The sequence below is a fragment of the Paenibacillus barengoltzii G22 genome (assembly GCF_000403375.2).
Classification (GTDB): Bacteria; Bacillota; Bacilli; order Paenibacillales; family Paenibacillaceae; genus Fontibacillus; species Fontibacillus barengoltzii.
Genome location: NZ_KE159652.1, coordinates 417,009 through 434,832, shown reverse-complemented (window position 1 = coordinate 434,832; position 17,824 = coordinate 417,009). Strand labels below are relative to the sequence as shown.

Annotated in this window: 16 protein-coding genes and 1 riboswitch; of the genes, 3 read left to right on the top strand and 13 right to left on the bottom strand. The window is 56.8% G+C overall.

Translation table 11 applies throughout. The features are described from left to right. Positions 1 to 30 precede the first annotated feature (30 nt). From C812_RS02120 to C812_RS02105, 4 genes are all read right to left on the bottom strand, one after another. Entirely contained in the window at positions 31 to 774 is a 744-nt protein-coding gene (locus tag C812_RS02120; protein ID WP_016311044.1) for a glycosyltransferase family 2 protein, read from the bottom strand. After that, on the bottom strand, positions 771 to 1,904 hold the full coding sequence (locus C812_RS02115) for a glycosyltransferase family 2 protein (RefSeq protein ID WP_016311043.1): 1,134 nt from the start codon (positions 1,902 to 1,904) through the stop codon (positions 771 to 773). Before C812_RS02115 ends, C812_RS02120 begins: the two co-directional genes overlap by 4 nt. A 7-nt stretch (positions 1,905 to 1,911) precedes the next feature. Then, a complete protein-coding gene (locus tag C812_RS02110) occupies positions 1,912 to 2,742 on the bottom strand; it encodes a glycosyltransferase family 2 protein (protein ID WP_016311042.1) in 831 nt (276 codons plus the stop codon). Between the two features lie 183 nt (positions 2,743 to 2,925). Then, positions 2,926 to 4,104 carry a glycosyltransferase family 4 protein gene (locus C812_RS02105; protein ID WP_016311041.1) on the bottom strand — a complete coding sequence of 393 codons (1,179 nt, stop codon included), beginning with the start codon at positions 4,102 to 4,104 and terminating at the stop codon, positions 2,926 to 2,928. A gap of 225 nt (positions 4,105 to 4,329) precedes the next feature. Between C812_RS02105 and C812_RS02100 the strand changes: the two genes are divergently transcribed. Next, positions 4,330 to 5,427 carry a YheC/YheD family endospore coat-associated protein gene (locus C812_RS02100; protein WP_016311040.1) on the top strand — a complete coding sequence of 366 codons (1,098 nt, stop codon included), beginning with the start codon at positions 4,330 to 4,332 and terminating at the stop codon, positions 5,425 to 5,427. A gap of 93 nt (positions 5,428 to 5,520) precedes the next feature. On the opposite strand, the gene C812_RS02095 is transcribed toward C812_RS02100, so the two are convergent. Genes C812_RS02095 through C812_RS02085 form a run of 3 tightly spaced genes read right to left on the bottom strand, consistent with a single transcriptional unit; the run spans position 5,521 to position 8,566 of the window. Then, positions 5,521 to 6,333, bottom strand: coding sequence for an energy-coupling factor transporter transmembrane component T family protein (locus tag C812_RS02095; RefSeq protein WP_016311039.1), 813 nt, complete (start codon positions 6,331 to 6,333; stop codon positions 5,521 to 5,523). Beyond that, on the bottom strand, positions 6,330 to 7,955 hold the full coding sequence (locus tag C812_RS02090; RefSeq protein WP_016311038.1) for an ABC transporter ATP-binding protein: 1,626 nt from the start codon (positions 7,953 to 7,955) through the stop codon (positions 6,330 to 6,332). The genes C812_RS02095 and C812_RS02090 overlap by 4 nt, the downstream gene beginning before the upstream one ends. Further along, entirely contained in the window at positions 7,955 to 8,566 is a 612-nt protein-coding gene (locus C812_RS02085) for an ECF transporter S component (protein ID WP_371859519.1), read from the bottom strand. The genes C812_RS02090 and C812_RS02085 overlap by 1 nt, the downstream gene beginning before the upstream one ends. Before the next feature lie 101 nt (positions 8,567 to 8,667). Then, positions 8,668 to 8,779, bottom strand: a riboswitch (TPP riboswitch). Between the two features lie 181 nt (positions 8,780 to 8,960). Here C812_RS02085 and asd point away from each other — a divergent pair. Further along, positions 8,961 to 9,758: an archaetidylserine decarboxylase gene (gene asd, locus C812_RS02080; RefSeq protein ID WP_016311036.1), complete on the top strand. Its 798-nt coding sequence runs from the start codon at positions 8,961 to 8,963 to the stop codon at positions 9,756 to 9,758. A gap of 62 nt (positions 9,759 to 9,820) precedes the next feature. Here the strand turns inward: asd and C812_RS02075 are convergent, their stop codons facing one another. From C812_RS02075 to pdxR, 6 genes are all read right to left on the bottom strand, one after another. After that, a complete protein-coding gene (locus C812_RS02075; protein WP_016311035.1) occupies positions 9,821 to 10,984 on the bottom strand; it encodes an efflux RND transporter periplasmic adaptor subunit in 1,164 nt (387 codons plus the stop codon). A 17-nt stretch (positions 10,985 to 11,001) separates the two neighbouring features. Further along, on the bottom strand, positions 11,002 to 11,865 hold the full coding sequence (locus C812_RS02070) for a carbohydrate ABC transporter permease (protein WP_036624529.1): 864 nt from the start codon (positions 11,863 to 11,865) through the stop codon (positions 11,002 to 11,004). A 29-nt stretch (positions 11,866 to 11,894) separates the two neighbouring features. After that, entirely contained in the window at positions 11,895 to 12,776 is an 882-nt protein-coding gene (locus C812_RS02065; protein WP_016311033.1) for a carbohydrate ABC transporter permease, read from the bottom strand. 107 nt (positions 12,777 to 12,883) lie between these two features. After that, a complete protein-coding gene (locus C812_RS02060) occupies positions 12,884 to 14,329 on the bottom strand; it encodes an ABC transporter substrate-binding protein (protein ID WP_016311032.1) in 1,446 nt (481 codons plus the stop codon). A 270-nt stretch (positions 14,330 to 14,599) separates the two neighbouring features. Next, complete coding sequence (locus C812_RS02055) at positions 14,600 to 15,385, bottom strand: helix-turn-helix domain-containing protein (protein WP_016311031.1); 786 nt, start codon at positions 15,383 to 15,385, stop codon at positions 14,600 to 14,602. Between the two features lie 126 nt (positions 15,386 to 15,511). Further along, positions 15,512 to 17,026 (bottom strand): MocR-like pyridoxine biosynthesis transcription factor PdxR, encoded by a 1,515-nt coding sequence (gene pdxR / locus C812_RS02050; RefSeq protein ID WP_016311030.1) that lies wholly within the window; start codon positions 17,024 to 17,026, stop codon positions 15,512 to 15,514. Between the two features lie 128 nt (positions 17,027 to 17,154). Here pdxR and C812_RS02045 point away from each other — a divergent pair, with 128 nt between their 5' ends. Continuing rightward, positions 17,155 to 17,775, top strand: a complete 621-nt coding sequence (locus C812_RS02045; protein WP_016311029.1) for a pyridoxamine 5'-phosphate oxidase family protein — start codon at positions 17,155 to 17,157, stop codon at positions 17,773 to 17,775. The last annotated feature ends 49 nt before the right edge of the window (positions 17,776 to 17,824 follow it).

The window sequence follows — 17,824 nt, the reverse complement described above, 5'->3', positions numbered from 1 at the left end:
TCCCTTACCTTAAAATTTTGGGGCTCCCCTTTAAATAAATTGCCAAGGATCTAAGCCCCATTTTTCGATAAACCGAATGCGGTTCCGTTCTATAAGCTCGCTCCACCCTTCCGGATGGCGGGTTTTAAAGCTGGCACTGCCTTCATGGTACACCAGCGTATCGCCGCACATAAGCAGACGATAACCAAGCTGCCGAGCACGGTAGCAGTAGTCGTCATCTTCGTAATGACCGGGCGAAAACCGTTCATCAAATCCTCCCGCCCGCTCCAGTATCTCCCGCTTAAAGAGCAGGCACATGCCGATCAGCCGCTGGACTTCCTGCCATTTGGCCGGATCCGAATGGTTATGACGTTCGGCGATTTGGACGAAATCCTCTCCTTCCTCCCAATTGATCTCCACCTGCTGCCGTCCGCTGGCATAATTGGTCACCGGGCCGACGAGGCCGACATCCGCGGCGCTGTGCAGCGCCTGAAGCAGATTCGAGAGCCAGCGTGGAGAGACAAGCACATCATTGTTAAGAATGAGAAGGTGATCGCCCGAAGCGACGGACAATCCTCGATTTACTGCTACCGGAAATCCTTCATTGCGCGGCAGCGCCACCAGGATCAGACGCTCCTTCAAACAGAACGATGCCGTGTCGTCCTCGGAGCCGTTGTCCACCACGATAATCTCATAAGGAGTCTCCGTAAACTGACGGATCGCCGCCACGCAAGGGGCAAGCAAGTGAAGCCCGTTATAGGTCGGAATGATGATACTCGTTACTCCAGCCGTCATCGGGCATTCCTCACTTTCGCGAGTTCGCTCCGGCCTATTGTGGAGAAGCGTAACCGGACGCCTTCCGTTTTCATAACCTCACCAAGCGCCTCGAGATGGTCGCCAACGATCATCCGTGCGACCGCATTACCCGCCCCGCTGTTGCTGGTGCGGAGACGGTTTTTGCGGATCACGTCCACGGAAATCGGCGCACCTGCCTTCAGCCCGCGAACCAAGGCGAGCGCTTGGGCTTTCGGAGGAACGATCAGCGCAGCGGTGCCTACCGTCCGTACTGCGCGGCGGGACAAAGCGTTTGGCACCGCCGTTAACGAGTTCGCCTTCAACTCCGGATGTCCAAGCGCCAGATTCAAGAATGCCTTACAGCGCGTTACCTCATCCTGCTGGGAGAACGGCGGCAGATGCGGCGTCAAATCGTTGAGCGCCAAGTCCTCTCCCCGATCGATGGCGATCAAAAAAGCAGCTAAATCCTCGGCGGCAACGCACATATCCCCGTCGGTGAACAGCAAAATATCCCCGGTAGCTATCGCCGCCCCAATCGCCCGGCCTACGTCATGCCCTAACCGCTCGGGGAAGCTCAGCCGCGTAATGCGCGGATCGCGATCCACGACGGTAAAGCTTGCATCATCGCAGCCATTCAGGACAACGATGATCTCATGCAGAGGCAGCTTGCGGAGCTCTGCCAAAACCGCCGGCAACGTCTGCTCCTCATTACTCGCCGTCACAATCGCTGAGGCACGGCCTTTCAGCGGCAGTGGAATCCACATCTTACTCAATCCGGCTGCATGGGCATACCCGCGGCGATACGCCAAGGAAGCCGTCAACAAAGCCGTGAAAGGCAGTTGATTCACCCGCTCCGCCTGCGCCCACGCTTGAAAACAAGCCTGCATCTGTGGCGAACCCTTCTCCGCCCCATCCTGTGCCGCCGCACGGGCTCCTGCGGCCCAAGCTTTGGCTTTGAGGCGTTGGAGCGGGATGCCGGCATATCTTTTTCCCGTCGAAGGACGGACCCCGCGGCGGCCTTTGCGGGAGAAGCCGCTGGATCTCCGGATTGCTCCTCCGCGCAAACGGGCCGAAGAACCGCTTCTTCGTTTCCGACGAACCTTCATCTTTTGCCGAGTTACCATGACCATCAATGGATCACCTCACCTTACCGCGCTGCCGTCCCAGATCGCTGTATCCGCCGCGCGGTCCTTGCTGGAGGAGCAGCCAATGGATCGCCTCCAGATGATCCCCTGCCACCAATGCGGTCAGCGGATCAACACGACTTCCCTTCTTCCCTATGCGTCCCCGGGCTGGATTTAGCTTGCCAACGGGGACGGTATGCACCGGCTGGACGTTTAACCCCAGCCGGATCGCTTTAGCTAAGGCGAGCGGCGGAACCTCCAGCGCATCCAGGCCGACGGTGTCTACCGCAGTTCGGCTCATCGCATGCGGGACTGCCGTCAAGGAAGCTCCGCGCAGGTCAGGACGCTGCAGCACACCGTTCAGGACGTGTTTGGCTAGAACGACCGGATGTGCTACCTTCCCTCGCACTGGGCCGGAGTAGCTGTTCAGCGCCACATCGACACCCGTCAGCACCGCGTTGACAAAAGGCCGAAGCTCCCGGGCTGGAATCACCATGTCAGCGTCGATGAACAGCAGCACTTGACCGCAGGCCGCCTCCGCCCCAACGCGCCGGCCCACATCATGTCCCAGCGGCTCCGATACGTGGATGACGTGAGCGCCGCAGGCTTCAGCCAGCTCAGCGGTCCCGTCAGTTGAGCCGTTCACCACGACGATCGTTTCGCTGCGCGGATGCACCAGACCGGCTTCACGCAGTACGCCGGCGATCGTCGCCCTTTCATTCATCGCCGGAATGATGATGGATACGATGGGATCGGGATGATTGACCAAACGCGGCAGCACTTTAGGGCGCTGAATCGGTTTGCGGTTCAGTCGGATGCGCGGCCGCTTGCGTTTTTTGACCACATCAATTTCCTCCCAAAAACGTGATAATACCGGAGCATATACCTCAGTGTATGATTGGCCGGGGGGCTGGTAACGGCAAACGTACAGTTGTCCTGACGAATGCGGCACAGGCCCTGCTTGTGGGCCAAAAAAAAAACGCCTTTCGGCGTTTCCCTAAGATTAGCTATGGACATCCAGATATCATCAGTTTTTAGCGCTTCGTCGGCCTGTGTGCGTCTGCACCCCTCTGGCGCGCACGAGACTGACCCAACGGTCTGCGGCGTGATCCCAGCGGTAATGACGACGAACGATTTCTCGGCTGGCCCGGCCGATGACTTGACGAAATTCCTCTTCCTCCAGCAGCAGTATGATCCGATCAGCCAAGCTGTCTCCCGCCCCTTCGGCGAGCAGTCCATCAACCGCAAATTCAAGTACCGGGGCGTCATGAGCATCCAGCGTAGGCAAGCCGGCAGCCATCGCTTCAAGGCGCGTTAACATCGATGCCGGCTCATCGCCCGGTAACATCACCAGGCAATCCGCCAAGAGGTACCTATCCGAGATGAAGTAAGGCGACCCGGCCTGCAGGCTGGCAATCCGCTCTGGAGCGTAGGCGGCAAGCCCATGCGGCTTCGATCGCTCAAACCATTCACGGAAAGCCCCCGTTCCAGGGAAGTCGGCGGCAAGGAACACCAGCATCGCCTCCGGTACGCGATCCATCACCTCGGTAAGAGCCGAGACAATGTGCTCCTCGTCCCTAAGCGGCGGCCAACTTCCAGCCAATAGAATGATTTTGCGATTCATCCATCCCCGCTCCATCAGCCGCTGTTGACGTTCCCGTTCCCCATCTGGCGTCCAGCGCAGCAGCACCTGTTCCTCTAGGCTTGCCCCCGGCAAATGAACCCATACCGGAGTGCCCAAAGAGGGGAACTGCGCCAGCAACTCGGCTTTGGTCCGTTCACTGCCGACGATCAGGCCGTCCACGCTTTCCAGAACTTGCATTGTATATGCCTTGGGATGGCAGGAAGAAGATACGATCTGGGCAGAGGGTAACGTCAACAGTACACGGGAGAGCGGAAGCCGAGCTTTCAGCTGACAAGCCAGCAATGGTCGGCCATAAACGTCCACCGTATCTGGCCGCCACTTGCGCAAGTGCCGCAGCAGTGACTCCAGATAGAGGCGTCCCCCGGGCAAGCAATAAAAAGGAACGCCCCCCATCCATCCTTGGGCCGGTAGATGCCCGTCCGCAACGCCAAAGAGGCGAATGTGCAGCTGCTCTGCCGCATGAGGGAGCATTCGTTCAAGCACCCTCTTCACTGGACGGTGTTTCCCTGAAACCGCCGTAAAGGCGTCAGACGCGATCAACGCGACTTTTTCCCGATCCATGTGAAGTCCCCCCTCCTTACCGTTTCACTTGCATTCGATATCCTAAATATACGAGAACCTCCTGGCAAATGTGACACCTTCCTGGAAGATGAGCCTAATTTGCCAAAGGCGGTGTTCCATCCGCAGTTCGCCCGAAAACAGGCGGCTGTCGCAGCACAGTCGTCCACGCTAATGACCCGGGACAACATACACTGAAGGAAGACGCACGGGAAGGAGGAAACCCACTTGAGTCAGGACACTGTCGGAATCCTGCTGAATTCCAGCATGTACCGAGGGATCCCCACGCGCAGAACCGGCCAAGAGTGGATCACAGGGTATGAAGAAGCGGCACAGGAATATGGATTAACCCCCGTTTTCTTGCGTCTCGCCGGCATCGATCCGGCAGGGGGCAGATGTCTCGCGTATGTATATAATGGCATCGAATACGTCGAGCAACAGCTTCCCTTGCCTGCAGTGATCCATAACCGAGCGTTATACCCCAGACTTGCAGCTCGAAAAAGACTCCAATCCCTGAATGCCCGGGGCATCACAATCTTTAATACAACCAACCGTTATGGAAAAGACTTCATCCACCGCTTGCTCTGGAGTGCTCCTCACTTGCGGCCGTACCTTCCGGCATCGATGCCGTTAACCCCCAGCAATCTGCGGAACATGATGACCCGCCATACGGACCTCATCCTTAAGCCGATCCGCGGCTCCGTTGGCCATGGTGTCATGCGATTGCGACATCTGCCATCGTCAGGGTGGGAGCTCACTTATGCTTCGCCACTTGGCCAGCGGCAATGGAGGACGATTCGACTGCATCGGGGACAACTGCCGCCCGGGGTTCGGCATATGCTGCGTCGCACGCCTTATCTCGTGCAAGAGCGTATTCCGCTGGCGGAATACGAGCAGCGCCCCATCGATCTGCGGATCACCGTCCAGCGGGGCGGCGGAGGCGATTGGAGCGTCACCGGGCGCTTCGCCAAAGTAGCTGCTGCAGGCAGCTTTGTGTGTAACCTCGCCAGAGGCGGCGAAGCCCTTCCCGCCGAGGAGCTGCTGGCCAAAGTGCTCCCGGAGCAGATCGTCCCGGCGGCCCTTGCTCACGTTAATGAGCTTGCCCTGACCATCTCCCGCTATCTGGGCAGCCATCTCCCGCATCTCGCTGACCTGGGGCTGGACATTGGCTTATCCGCAAGCGGGAAGCCTTACTTTATCGAATGCAATGGGCGTGACCAGCGTTACGGCTTTCGTAAAGCCGGATTGCTGGAAGCCTGGAAGGATTCATATCGACAGCCTATGGCTTACGCCCGTTATTTGTTAGACCGATCGAACCGGGCTTAGCCAAATGGAACAAAACTAAAAAAAGGGGCGGATTCCTAAACACAGAGAGCAGGCAGTAACCCGTTTCTCCGGAAGGAATCTTGCCCCTTCGTTTCATAAGATTTCATGATAGCGAACATCTGCAATGTGAAATAGCGGGTACAAGTCCGCTAGGAAGTAAGCTGCAGCCGCAACCAAGCCGATGAGCAGCCATGTCAACACATCGTACCGGGAATAAGCAGTCGGGTAATAATACGTGCGCGGCCGATTTCCGTCGAACGCTTTCGCTTCCATGGCGACAGCAACACGATGGGCCCGCCGGATGCTCTGAGACAGCAGCGGCACAGCGTACAGCTTCGCTTGTGCGACGAGACCGGGTAGTCCGCGCGGACGGCGAACGCCGCGAATCAGCAGCGCATTACGTCGGACAAGCAGCTCCTCCCAGACCATGGGAAGCAGCCGGACCGAGGCCATAAAGCTGTAGGCGTATTTGGGCGGCAGCTTCGCCTGCTGCATTAGCGCGTAAAACAAAGCAACCGAAGAAGTCGTCAACACGAACAACAGCCCTTCGGCAGCAAAAGCCACTGCTTTGAACCCGATGTGAATCCCCCGGTAGAAGCTTTCTTCAGAAATGCGGAACAATCCCCACGACCACCAGATCGCCGTCCCTTTGCCAAACAGAATCATCGTCGCCGCCGAGGAAGCAAAGATCAGCGCAAAGGGGAACAGAAGCAAAGCGACCTTCCAAGGTTCATAACCACTGAGCAGGAACAGCAAGAACGTAAAAAGAATCGCCTGATAAAAAATAAAATCAAGCCGGTGCGTAAATAACGTCAGCAGAAACAGCAGGATCATCAACGCCAGCTTGGCAGCCGGGTTCGCCTGATGCAACCAAGTCCGCCGTTTCGGGGTCAGAAAACGTCTCATCTGGCGATCACCGCCTCTGGATCCCGGCGGCCAGGCTGGTCGGTTGGCGCGGAGGTGATATCCGCTCCCCGTTCGGCTGATCCGTTGGATTCCGGTGATTCGCCGGCACTTGCCTGGGACCGTTCTACCCGCGAGGTCAACCGTTGGCTCGTCAACCGTCCGTCCCGGACCTCCCAATGCTGGGTGGCCACCTGCTCTGCGATCCGCTCTTCATGGGTAACCATGAGGATCGCCGTCCCGCGTCGACGTAACGCCTCGCATAACTGCAGAATGGCAAACGTGTTCGCAGCATCCTGACCGAAGGTCGGCTCATCTAGCAGCAACACCTGTTGTTCGCGTACGGCCGCCGCAGCCACACTAAGGCGCCGCTTCTGCCCCAGCGACAGCTGGTAAGGATGCCGCATCTCCAAGCCGGTTAGACCAAACTGCTCTAGATACACCGTCACCCGACCGTTCAGCGTCCCGGCGTCAAGTCCATCCTCCCTCAGCGAGAAGGCGACTTCGTCCACCACCCGATCGGCGACAAACTGAAACTCCGGATTCTGGAAAACAAATCCGATCTCACGAGCGGCCGACTCCAAAAGTCGTCTGCGGTCACGTCGGCTAAGCTTCCCAGTCTCGATCCGTTTTCCCTGCAACGTAAATGCCCCCTCAGACGGCAGCAAGCCAATCAGACTGAGCAGCAACGAGCTCTTCCCTGCACCGTTTGGGCCAGTGATCGCAATCCAATCCCCGGGATACACGGCGGCTTGCCCGACTTCAATCACCGGCCGCCCATGCCGGAACCCGTGAAAATCAGTCAACTCCACGGCGGCAGGTCCATCCAATTGCCGGCTCCCCCCCACCGGCTCCAATAACCTGCGGCCAGCTTCTGTGGCAAAATACGCTTCCCATACGCCGGGATACCAGATCCCAAATTCAATAAGCTCGGAATGATACGTATCAAACACGACGTCCGGTGCCCCCTCGCCCAGCACCTTTCCGTCCGGTCCAAACAACACGACGCGGTCAACCAGACCTAGCGCCGTCAACTCCTCGATCCGGTGCTCCACGATAATGAGGGTGCGATCCTCAGCCACCTTGGCGATCGCTTGCCAAATTTGCTCTCGGCCCTGCGGGTCGAGCAATGCCGAAGGCTCATCCAGCAGCAGCACCTCCGGATCCCCCAGCAGCACGGAGGCAAGCGCCAGCCGTTGCTTCATCCCTTGGGATAGCGAATCGATCGGCACATGGAGCTCAGGCAGGTCAAGGCCCACCTTCGCCAATGCAGCCTGCATCCGCGCGGGCATATCCGGCTTCGGCACGCCCAAATTTTCTAAGGCGAACGCCAACTCCTCATCCACGTAAGGCATACAAAACTGCGTATCCGGATCCTGGAACAAAAATCGCCACGATGCGGGTAGCTGTTGTGCGGACGTGCGCATCGGAATCTCAACTAGGTCTGGAATGATGCCGCTCAGCACCTGGAGCAGCGTCGATTTGCCGCATCCGCTGGGACCCAGCAGCAGCACATGCTCCCCGCGCCGCACCGAGAAATCCAAATCTTTAAACACAAACCGATCCTCTCCCGGGAACTTGAGCCGCAGCTCCCGGATCTCAGCTGCCGTCGTTTCTTTGCTCATCAGTCATTCAACGCCGCATAATCTTTGGGATCAACGGGTCGCAGCAATGTCGTAACCCCTGTCGCCTCTACGGCCTTCACGACGGCATAAGCGAAGTACCCGCAGATCAGCGCCGAGCTGACGGCCCGCATCGCATATTTGGCAGTCAAGAGCCACGGCTCGTAATCCTGCACATAGCCGTAGAAGAAATCCGGGAGGACCGAACCCACGGCAGCCCCAATCCCAGCCAACGCAGCAACGGAGCCGGAAAATTTCCGGTACCGGAACGCGGCGAACACCAGCTCCGCCCCTAAACCTTGCAGCACACTGTAAAGGACCAACTGGACGCCCCACTCGCTCCCGAACAAAATTTCCACATGGGCAGCAGCGATCTCCGCGATTAACGCCACCCCCGGTTTGCGAATCAACAAGAACACCAGCGTTGCAGCCAGGAACCACATCCCGTACACCAGTTCATCGGCCTGGAAGAACAGGGGGGAGAACAAATTGTACACCGAACTCCAAAAGTGATACACCACACCCAGCACCAGCGAGACCAACACCGTTACCAGCACATCACTGAGCTTGAGACCACGCCCCGTTCTTTTTTGAACAACCTCTGACATCTTCATCTCTCCTCCTGATCATTTGATTTAAATCCTCGCATCGTAAAAAAAACCGCCTGAATAGCTCAGACGGTGGTCAGGTCACGGGGACGCACGAAGGCACAAAAAGTCCCGGACGATCGATTCTCTACGCTGGCATTATCCAGATCAGATTAACGGTCCGCGGCGCAATATGCCGCTATCTCAGCCTGATTCGCTCAAGCCCCCGTATCCCTATGCGATTGATATAAACATACACCAACCCCGCCCAGGCATCAAGCCTAAATTTGTACAAATCTGTAAACTGGGGGTTACCAGTCCGTTATTGATTTCGGTCTGATTCTGTGTCAAGATAAGCGGAAGTGGCAACGAATTCATCAATACCCATGCAGCATTACTGGACAGACTAGGAGGATGCGATTTGGCCGCGACATGGATGAAATGGATGACGGAGCTTTCCTCCCGGAAATGGTTATCCCGGTTGATAGGCAGGTTCTCTCATTCGGGGGTTAGCCGAGCAATGATCCCTTTATTCGCAAAATCGTATGGCATTCCGCTGCATGAAGCGGAGAAGGAGCTTCGGGAATACCGCACGTTAAACGAATTCTTCACCCGCAAGCTAAAGCCGGGCATGCGCCCGCTGCACGCGGAGCCGGGAGTGATGATTAGTCCGGTGGACGCGCTGATTACGTTTATGGGTGAGGTGCAATCCGGTACGATCCTGAACGTGAAAGGACAGAATTATTCCCTGGAAGCGCTGCTGGCCGGCTCTCCCCGCGTCGAATTGTACAAACACGGATACGCCTTTGTTCTGTATCTGAGTCCTACCGATTATCACCGGATTCACGCGCCCGTGACGGGCAAAAAGCTGGAAAGCGAGCACATCAAAGGCCGGGTCTACCCGGTGAACGATTTTGGCATGCGCCATATGAAGAAGGTGTTATGCCGAAACGAACGCTTGATCACTTACATCTCCCATGAGTATGGGGAAATCGCTCTTGTGAAGGTCGGCGCGATGAACGTGAGCAGCATCCAGTATACCGATCCTTCAGCAAAATCCTGGGAGCAAGGCGACGACCTCGCTTATTTCGAGTTTGGATCCACCGTCGTCCTGCTCACTCAGAACGGCACCTTCACCCCATGGCCTGAACTTGCCCCCGGACAGAAGGTTCGGATGGGTGAAGCGCTGGGCCGCTTTAACTCCGCAAACCCAAGCTAATTGAACAAGACCATGCATCGCCGGCTTCGGCCGGCTCTTCCCATCTCCTGCACCGTAATTGGCTAGTTCAGCTCATAGCGGACGCGGGTGCCGTCCATGATCAGCCCTGTGCTGCCTACGATGATCTCGGACTGCTCGAAGATCTCACCGCTGACAGCTGTTGCGTATTCGTTCGAACCTTCCGTCTCGACTCGGGTTAGTTTTGCGTAATATGCATTGCCAAGCGGGCCTTGTTCCGCAGAGATCGTGTATAGGAACGCCCCCTGGCTGTCATGATGAACCGCTTCGTTTGGGACGAGCAGCAGTTGGTCGCCCTTCGATTTGCGCAGGCTCACTTTGACGCGTTCACCGCCTAGGAGACCGGATTCTTCTTCTTTCAGTGATATCGTGATCCGGGTGTTCGCGGCCGAGGCTTGGCCGCTGTCGCCAGCCCCAAGCTGGTCATCGCCGATCGAATCCCCCCCTCCATCGTACGCCTCTTCGATCGTGGTGACAGTGCCGGTAAGTTGCCGGGCATCGTCGTCTACAAGCGCGAACGAATCCAGTTCTTCACCAGGCCGGATCAGGATCGCAAGCTCGTCCGGCACCATCAACCGAATCTGATAGCCCTGGGACGTATCGGATAGGCTGACGTCAGGAACCCCCGCTGAGGCGATCCCCTCTTCAGCACCTACCGTCATGACGATGCCATCCACCGGAGCGATCAGCTCCCGACCCGCTTGGATCTCCTCCTGCAGCTTGGTGATGCGCCGCTTCTGATCTTCTATATCAAACTGCATGCTCTTCAGCGCTGAGGACGCATGATGCACGGCTTCCTCATCCCCTTCCCGGAGCGCCTGCTTCAAATCGTACTCCAGTTGTTCCAGTGACAACTGCATCTTCTTCAGGGAAGATTGCTGATCGGCAAGCTGGTCCTGCACGTCGCTGTCGTCATAGCGGACGAGCGGCTGTCCTTTATGCACCTTATCTCCAACCTTCACAAGCACTTTAAGCACCTTCCAGCCCGCCGGATTCATCAGTTTTCGTTCCGCTGCCGGCCGGACCAGTGCGCTCCCTTCATAGGAATAATCCAGTGATCCGACGGTGGGCACAGCCGTGGTCACCTTCGGCATCGACAACGCCCGAATCGTGTTACCGCCCAGCGTCAGCACGATAAGCAGGGCGAAGAAGAGTCCCCCAAGCGCGCGTATTTTTCTTTGTTTTGAACGGGTTGCCAATTCTTCCAAGCACCCTCACCTCCCGGCTAACCTTTAATTCCTGACTGCCCAATCCCTTCGACGAAATACGACTCCGCATACAAAAATAGGAGTACCGCCGGAGCCATGTACAGCGTTGAAGCCGCAAAACCGATGCCGCGGGCCTGTTTGTTAATCTGCGCCAGATAGAGAGACAACGGCTGCTTGGCGTCATCCTGCAGGAAGATGAGCGGTTGCTCAATCATGTTCCAGTAGTCGATGAACAGGAGAACACTCAGAGCCGCCAGGCCGGGTTGGACAAGCGGAACGATTATGCGCAAGAAAATCGTGAATTGCCCCGCTCCGTCGATTTTAGCAGCTTCGATGTACGCATTCGGAATATGCGTCATGAATTGACGCATCATGAACACGCCAAACGCGCCGAAGATGCCGGGCAGAATGATCGCCGATTCGTGATTCATCAGGCCCAGCTGGTCGATGACGAGATAATTGGGTACAAGCGTCACCTGGAACGGCATCAACATGGTGAGCAGATAGACGAAAAACAGCTGATCCCTGCCGAAGAATCGCAGCTTGGCGAAGGCGTAAGCCGCCAGCGTACCGCAGACGGCTTGCCCAACCACAATCGGTGCCACCAGCAGGGCGGAGTTCCAGAACATGTGAAGATATTTCGCCGACTGGATTAAGATTTGCGCGTATTGGCCGAAGGACAGCCAGTCGGGAAGCAGCTTCAAATTAACGAAAGCTTCCGCTCCTCCCTGCGCTACATCGATCATGACGCCGAGAAGACCGTAATTCCGCTCGATCTCTTGTTCCGTCATCAGCGAACCCGTCACGGTCAGAATGATGGGCACGAGCATAACCAGCGCAACTGCGCCAGCCGCAAGCGTAGCTATGATTTTGGGCAGCATGCCGAGCTTCCTCACTCGATCAACTCCGTTCATTCCATGTTCTCCCGAAACCGACGCTCCACCGCGAGCAGAAGAGCAACCAGCAGAGCGATGCAGCCGACCATCAGGATCGCGGCGGCAGTCAGCTTCTGAACGTCCAGCGAAGCGAACATGTTGTTCATATAATGCTGCATCATGTAGAGGCGATCATATGGATAATCCCCTGCCAGCAGATACGTTTCCCGGAACACTTTAAACGAATTGACGATGGAAATGAGAACGACGAAAAACATCGTTGGCGTCAAATAGACCAGCGTGATGTGGTACAGCCGGCGCAGCGGTCCCGCTCCCTCAATGCTGGCTGATTCGTAATACGATCTGGGTATCGATTGCAAGCCAGCCAGGAACAGAATCATGTTGTAGCCGAGGTTCTTCCAAAGAAACATCACCGCGACGATGCCTATCGACCAATCGGACTGCATCCAATCGATGCGACCTTGCCCGATCTCATGCAGCCACTCGTTCAGCGTCCCGTTCCAATCGAAGAAAATTTGCCAGATCGTAACGGTCGAAGCGACGGGAACGACGAGGGGCAGCACGATGGATGTCCGGATCCCGTCACGGAGGAACAACGGCCGGTTCAGCAGCAAAGCCAAGCCGAGGGACAAGAGAATGAGCAACGGAACGCTGACCGCGGTGAATAGCAAGGTATTGGCAGCCGCCTTGCGGAAGGAGCTGCTGCCCAGCAGGTCGATGTAGTTATGCAAGCCAACGAATTTGCTTCCTCCAACGCCCGCACCTTCCGTGAACGATTCCCAGAAGCCTAATAGAAATGGGATCAGATAAAAGATCGAGAAGCCAATCACGCTCGGGGCAAGCAGCCAGAAAGCTTGGAACCCGTCCTTGCGAAGCAGGGTGAGCAGCTTATTCATGGGGCTTGGTCGTCGCTTGGTTCTGCAGCAAATGGGAGACGTCCTCCGCGATTGTTTTGTGATACATGTCCCATCCCCCCTCTAAGTAAAAAGTTGTCCATTATCCGTCATTCATTCAACAACAGATTGATCTTGTTCGCGATCACCTTCGCTACGTCGCTCGCTGACTTCTGGCCGGCAAAGAACGCTTCCGTCTCGTTATATATCGTTTCGGAGAGTTTGGAAGGACCTCCCACAGCATGGACGGCTGTGTTGATGTAATGGTCCACCTGCGCCAGCATATCCGGATCGACCGGAACCTTCGGACCGTTCCCGCTTGTAACCGTTCCGTCCTGAAGGAGCTTGCTCTTCTGTTGCTCGTATACGCTTCGGTTCATTGGAAAACCAGGGCTGGCATCCAAATGCTCGTCGAAATAAGCTTGTACGCTCTCCTCGTTGAGCAGAAATTGAATGAAGTCCCAAGCTTCCTGTGGATGGTCGGAATTGGCATTGATGCCAAGCTGCCCGAACGGTTTGAAGTAGCCGCCGCCACCCGCATTCACCAGATGCGGCTTAGCATACAGCGCCGTACGCGGGAATGGGGCGTACAACAAGGCGTCCCGCAGCGAATAGAGCTCTGCATCCATGAAATAGGCGGGATTCTTGCTGTCGGTCCCGGATTCCCCAACCGCAGTTAGTCTCTGATAGTTCCCCATCTTATGAAGCAGTCCATCATCCGCCATCTTTTGGACCTGCTCCATCATCTCAGCCAAGGCGTTTGTATCCAATTGCGGCTCCCCGTTCGTTACGGTGATGAGCTTCTCGAAATTTTCCGTCACGAGCTGTTCCAAGAAATAACGTTCCTCGCCCATGAAGATATACGATGGATCGCCCTTTTGCTTTAACTGCTTGATGGTGTCGATGAAGTCGTTCAGCGTCCAGCTGTCATCGTCAAACGAAACGCCTGCTTGTTCTATAGCTTCCACATTGCCATACAGACCAACTAGTGAGAAATACAATGGCATGCCGTATAACCCGCCGTCCCCGCCGCTTTGCACATGGTCCATAATATTGGTGAAATAATTTTCCTTGTGAAAGTCAGCGTCTTGATCCATCAGCTCGTGTAAATCGACAAGCAACCCCCGCTTCACGTATTGTTCGGAAGGAAGCTGATCGAGTTCAATGATGTCAGGTCCTTTTCCGGCCAACATGGCGGTGTTGCTGGTCTTGATAAATTGTTCCTGCTTGTTCATCACATCGTTCAGATCTTTGCCCGACGTCGAAGCGGCATGCAGCTCAATATCGACATTCGGATGCAGTTGCTCATATTTCTCCACGGCAACCTTGACTTGATCGCTCAAAAAATAAGTGGCGACGACAAGCTTCACCTGCTCATTCGATTTCTCCTTCTTCCCCGGATCGCCGGATGTCCCGGAAGCAGGGCCGCTCGTACCATTCACCGCTATCCCGGTTGTTGACGTATCCGCGAGTGATCCCCCTTCCCCGTTCCCGGACCCGGTGCAAGCAGAGAGAACCAGCAGCAGCACGAGTCCCAGCCAAGTCATCGGTTTCATATTCCTTTTTCCTCCTTCGTCTTCAGGATGAGGCCGTCTTTCGACGCAACACTCAGCTTACGGCATACATGTCGCCAAAATATCACTGACTTGTAAACAAATTGTCTCAGGCGCGGCCACAAAAAAAGACCGGACGATGTTGTCCGGCCTACACTAGGCATAAATAACCTGTAGGTTTGTAAAGAAAAAACCGCCGAAGCTTCAAGCTTGGCAGTCGAGAACAATGAATTCATTCACTTCAGAGGGTGTTCGTGATTTAGAACAACCTGCTTAACGGATTTCGGATGGGCTTTTTCCCGTATATTGCTTAAACTGGCGACTGAAGAAGAAGATGTCCCGATACCCCAGCGCATCTGCCACCTCGGTCACATTCATGCCGGCATGCAGAAGCAAATGCTGCGCCCGGTCGATTCTCGACTTAATGATGTAAGATTGCACAGACATTCCGATAATTTCCTTGAACTTAATCGAGAAATAGCGCGGGGACAAGCCCGCCCGGGCAGCCAAATCCTGCACTTTATGAGGGAGGCCGGGATGCTGGAGCACATAGTTCGCCACTTCATGGATCACTTCATGCAGTTGGTTGCTGACCTTCTTCTCTACCGGTACCTGCCGTTCTTCCCGCAGCAAATAAATCAACAGCTGCTTGAGGATCAGCTGAGCCTCCTCTTCGGCGGCATAGGCCTTCATCAAAAATAAACGGACGTAACGCGACAACATATACTCGAAATCCAGCGTATCCTCCAGTACGCGGTAGGGACCCGGCACTTCGGTCACGGGCTCGTGGACGTCGAAATGGATGTACGTCAGCACCAGCGGTTTCTGCGGGTTATGCGTAGCACTGGTGTGATCCCCCTTGCGGAACAGGAAGCAGCTGCCTTTACTGACCGGAATGGGCTGGTCGTTCAGGACAACCGTGCCTTCACCGCTCCACACATAGAAGAGATCATAGTTCTGCAACGGCTTCTCCCTCTTGTGCCATTTCCAACCGGGTTCGCAGACGATTTTGGCGAATGCCGGCTTCAATTCAAATGATGATGGTGAAACGTGAAGCATGTCCTTCCCTCCCGTAAAAAAAAATACAATCGCATCATTTTGCCTGATCCGTACAATGTCCTGTCCTCCTCATTACATCACGAGGACAAGTTTATCACCTTTATTATACCTTTAAAGCGCACGGGTTTAAATATCCCCCCAGGCCGCTTTCATACGAAATACACCCTCAATGAGCATCAATTCGTCTAAATGGGAAAAAGCAAAGCAGGCTGCTGGCGGCCCCGGAGTGATCCGGTAAATGGCCGCATCACGAAACAGGACGCCGCGACCGGCCGCCGCTTGGCGGAAGGCCTGGTACTCCTCCGGCGAGCGGAGCCATTCGGCGTACAGCAGCAATCCGGCATCGGCGGGGCGAAGGCGGAACAATTCGCCCAGCTCCTGTTCCATGCAGCGGCGGAACGCCTCTTGCTTGGCGCCGTAATGGCGCCGCATCCGGCGCAGGTGGCGCTCGTAGCCGCCCGTGCGCATGAACCGGGCGAGCGCCCGCTGCTCCAGCCGCGCCGGCGGCACCGGCTCGTAGAGCGCCTTCGCGCTCGCAACGGGCCGAACCAGGGTGCGCGGCAGCACGGCATAGCCGACCCGCAGGGCGGCGAACATCGTCTTGGAGAAGGAGCCGACGTAGACGACGCGCTCCTCGCGGTCCAACGCCTTGAGCGGCTCCAGCGGGCGGCCGCCCCAGCGGAACTCGCTGTCGTAATCGTCCTCGACGATGACAGCGTTCCGCCGCGCGGCCCACGCCAGCAGCTCGCGCCGCCGGGCGTGGGAGAGCACGACGCCGGTCGGGAACTGCCGACCCGGCGTGACGAACAGCAGCCGCGCGTCCCAATCGCGCGGCACGATGCCATCTCCGTCCAGCGCCGCTGGGACGGACACGCCTCCGCAGGCGGCCACCGCCCGCGAGATCCCGTAGTAACACGGGTTCTCCAGCACCGCGGGCTCGCCTTCCCCCAGCAGCAGCTGGGTCAGCAGCGTGATCGCCTGCATCGACCCGTTAAAGAGGCAGATGTGCTCTGCCTCTGCCGCAATCCCGCGGCTGCGCCGCAGATGCGCAGCGATCGCCGCACGCAGCTCCGGCTCACCGGCCGGAGCCGCGGCTTCACCCAAGGCGGCGCCGGGCTTGCTGCGCGCCGCCCACGCCAGGGCGCTGTTCCACTCCGCCGTCGGGAACAGCGCCTCCCAGGGGCCCCCGTCCCGGTACGAGATCGGGACGGGCCCCCTCGCCGCTGGCGCTGCGCCAGCGTGCGCAGCCGCCTCGCCCGGCGTGCTCGCCCCGCCGAGCGTCGGCTCGCTCGCGTCGCCGCCGCGGGCCATCGCCGCGACCACACGTTGTCCCCAAGGGGACAACGCGATCGGCGCCTTCGGCCCCTCGTCCGCCTGCGGCGGCTGCACCCCGCCGGCAACAAACGTGCCGCTGCCGACGGCGGTCCGCACGTAGCCGTCGGCGTGGAGCATGTCGTACGCCTGCGAGACGCTCCCGCGGGACAGGCCGTATAACTCGGCCAACTCCCGGGTCGCCGGCAGGCGTGTGCCCTCCGGCAGCGTACCGTCGAGAATCGCCGCACGAAGCGCATGGTACAAAGCTAAATATTTATATCGATATTTCTCGCTGAACGACGCCAACGGAATCGTAAAATCCGGCATCTCAAGTCCCCCTGTCTCCGCCCGAAATGAACCGAAATTGGACCAGTAAAATTAATGTAAATTGGTTCTTTTTTATTGTCAATTTCCAGCTTAAGCTGAATGTCAAACCATCGGAGGGGGGACCAACCATGCGCAGAAAAGAATTTCGCATGACAGAAGAGGCGGAAATTCACGAGTTTTTACAGGAAATGAGCTTCGGCTTTCTCGGCACGGTCGGCGAGGACGGTTGGAGCCGGGTCACGCCGCTGAATTTCGTTTACGATGGCAAGCATTTCTATTTTCACGGAAGCCTGGCGGGAGAGAAAATGAAGCAGATCACTCAAGATCCACGGGTCAGCTTTACAGTTGCCAAGGAGTATGCGATCATCCCATCTTATTTTACCGATCCCAAGCTGGCCTGCCCGGCCTCCTCTTACTTCAAAAGCGTCATGGTGCGCGGACAGGTGGAAAGGGTGGACGATCTTGAGGAAAAAGCTCACGCCTTTACCCTGTTTATGGAGAAGCTGCAGCCGGAGGGCGGTTACGCCCCGATCACGCCTGAGGATCCTGACTATGCCGGACAACTGAAGGCCGTAGCCCTTTGCCGGATTGTGCCAGAAGCGATCAGCGCCAAATTTAAATTCGGACAAAATTTGAAGGAACCGAATCGAACCGCCGTCACCTCCGGCCTCAAGCAGCGGGGGAATGAACTGGATGCAGAGACAATTGCCCTCATGAAGAAATACTGTCCGGCCCACCCAGAAAAATAAGCCAAATCCGCTGTGATTTCACCGTGACGTGTCCGGGTCGAAATGATAT

Excerpts from the sequence above, each read along its gene's own strand:
- C812_RS02065 (WP_016311033.1), bottom strand. The coding sequence starts at position 12,776 with ATGAATAAGCTGCTCACCCTGCTTCGCAAGGACGGGTTCCAAGCTTTC.
- C812_RS02060 (WP_016311032.1), bottom strand. The coding sequence starts at position 14,329 with ATGAAACCGATGACTTGGCTGGGACTCGTGCTGCTGCTGGTTCTCTCT.
- C812_RS02090 (WP_016311038.1), bottom strand. The coding sequence starts at position 7,955 with ATGAGCAAAGAAACGACGGCAGCTGAGATCCGGGAGCTGCGGCTCAAG.
- C812_RS02095 (WP_016311039.1), bottom strand. The coding sequence starts at position 6,333 with ATGAGACGTTTTCTGACCCCGAAACGGCGGACTTGGTTGCATCAGGCG.
- C812_RS02105 (WP_016311041.1), bottom strand. The coding sequence starts at position 4,104 with ATGGATCGGGAAAAAGTCGCGTTGATCGCGTCTGACGCCTTTACGGCG.
- C812_RS02120 (WP_016311044.1), bottom strand. The coding sequence starts at position 774 with ATGACGGCTGGAGTAACGAGTATCATCATTCCGACCTATAACGGGCTT.
- C812_RS02055 (WP_016311031.1), bottom strand. The coding sequence starts at position 15,385 with ATGCTTCACGTTTCACCATCATCATTTGAATTGAAGCCGGCATTCGCC.
- C812_RS02045 (WP_016311029.1), top strand. The coding sequence starts at position 17,155 with ATGCGCAGAAAAGAATTTCGCATGACAGAAGAGGCGGAAATTCACGAG.
- C812_RS02070 (WP_036624529.1), bottom strand. The coding sequence starts at position 11,865 with ATGCTGCCCAAAATCATAGCTACGCTTGCGGCTGGCGCAGTTGCGCTG.
- pdxR (WP_016311030.1), bottom strand. The coding sequence starts at position 17,026 with ATGCCGGATTTTACGATTCCGTTGGCGTCGTTCAGCGAGAAATATCGA.
- C812_RS02115 (WP_016311043.1), bottom strand. The coding sequence starts at position 1,904 with ATGGTCATGGTAACTCGGCAAAAGATGAAGGTTCGTCGGAAACGAAGA.
- C812_RS02085 (WP_371859519.1), bottom strand. The coding sequence starts at position 8,566 with ATGAAGATGTCAGAGGTTGTTCAAAAAAGAACGGGGCGTGGTCTCAAG.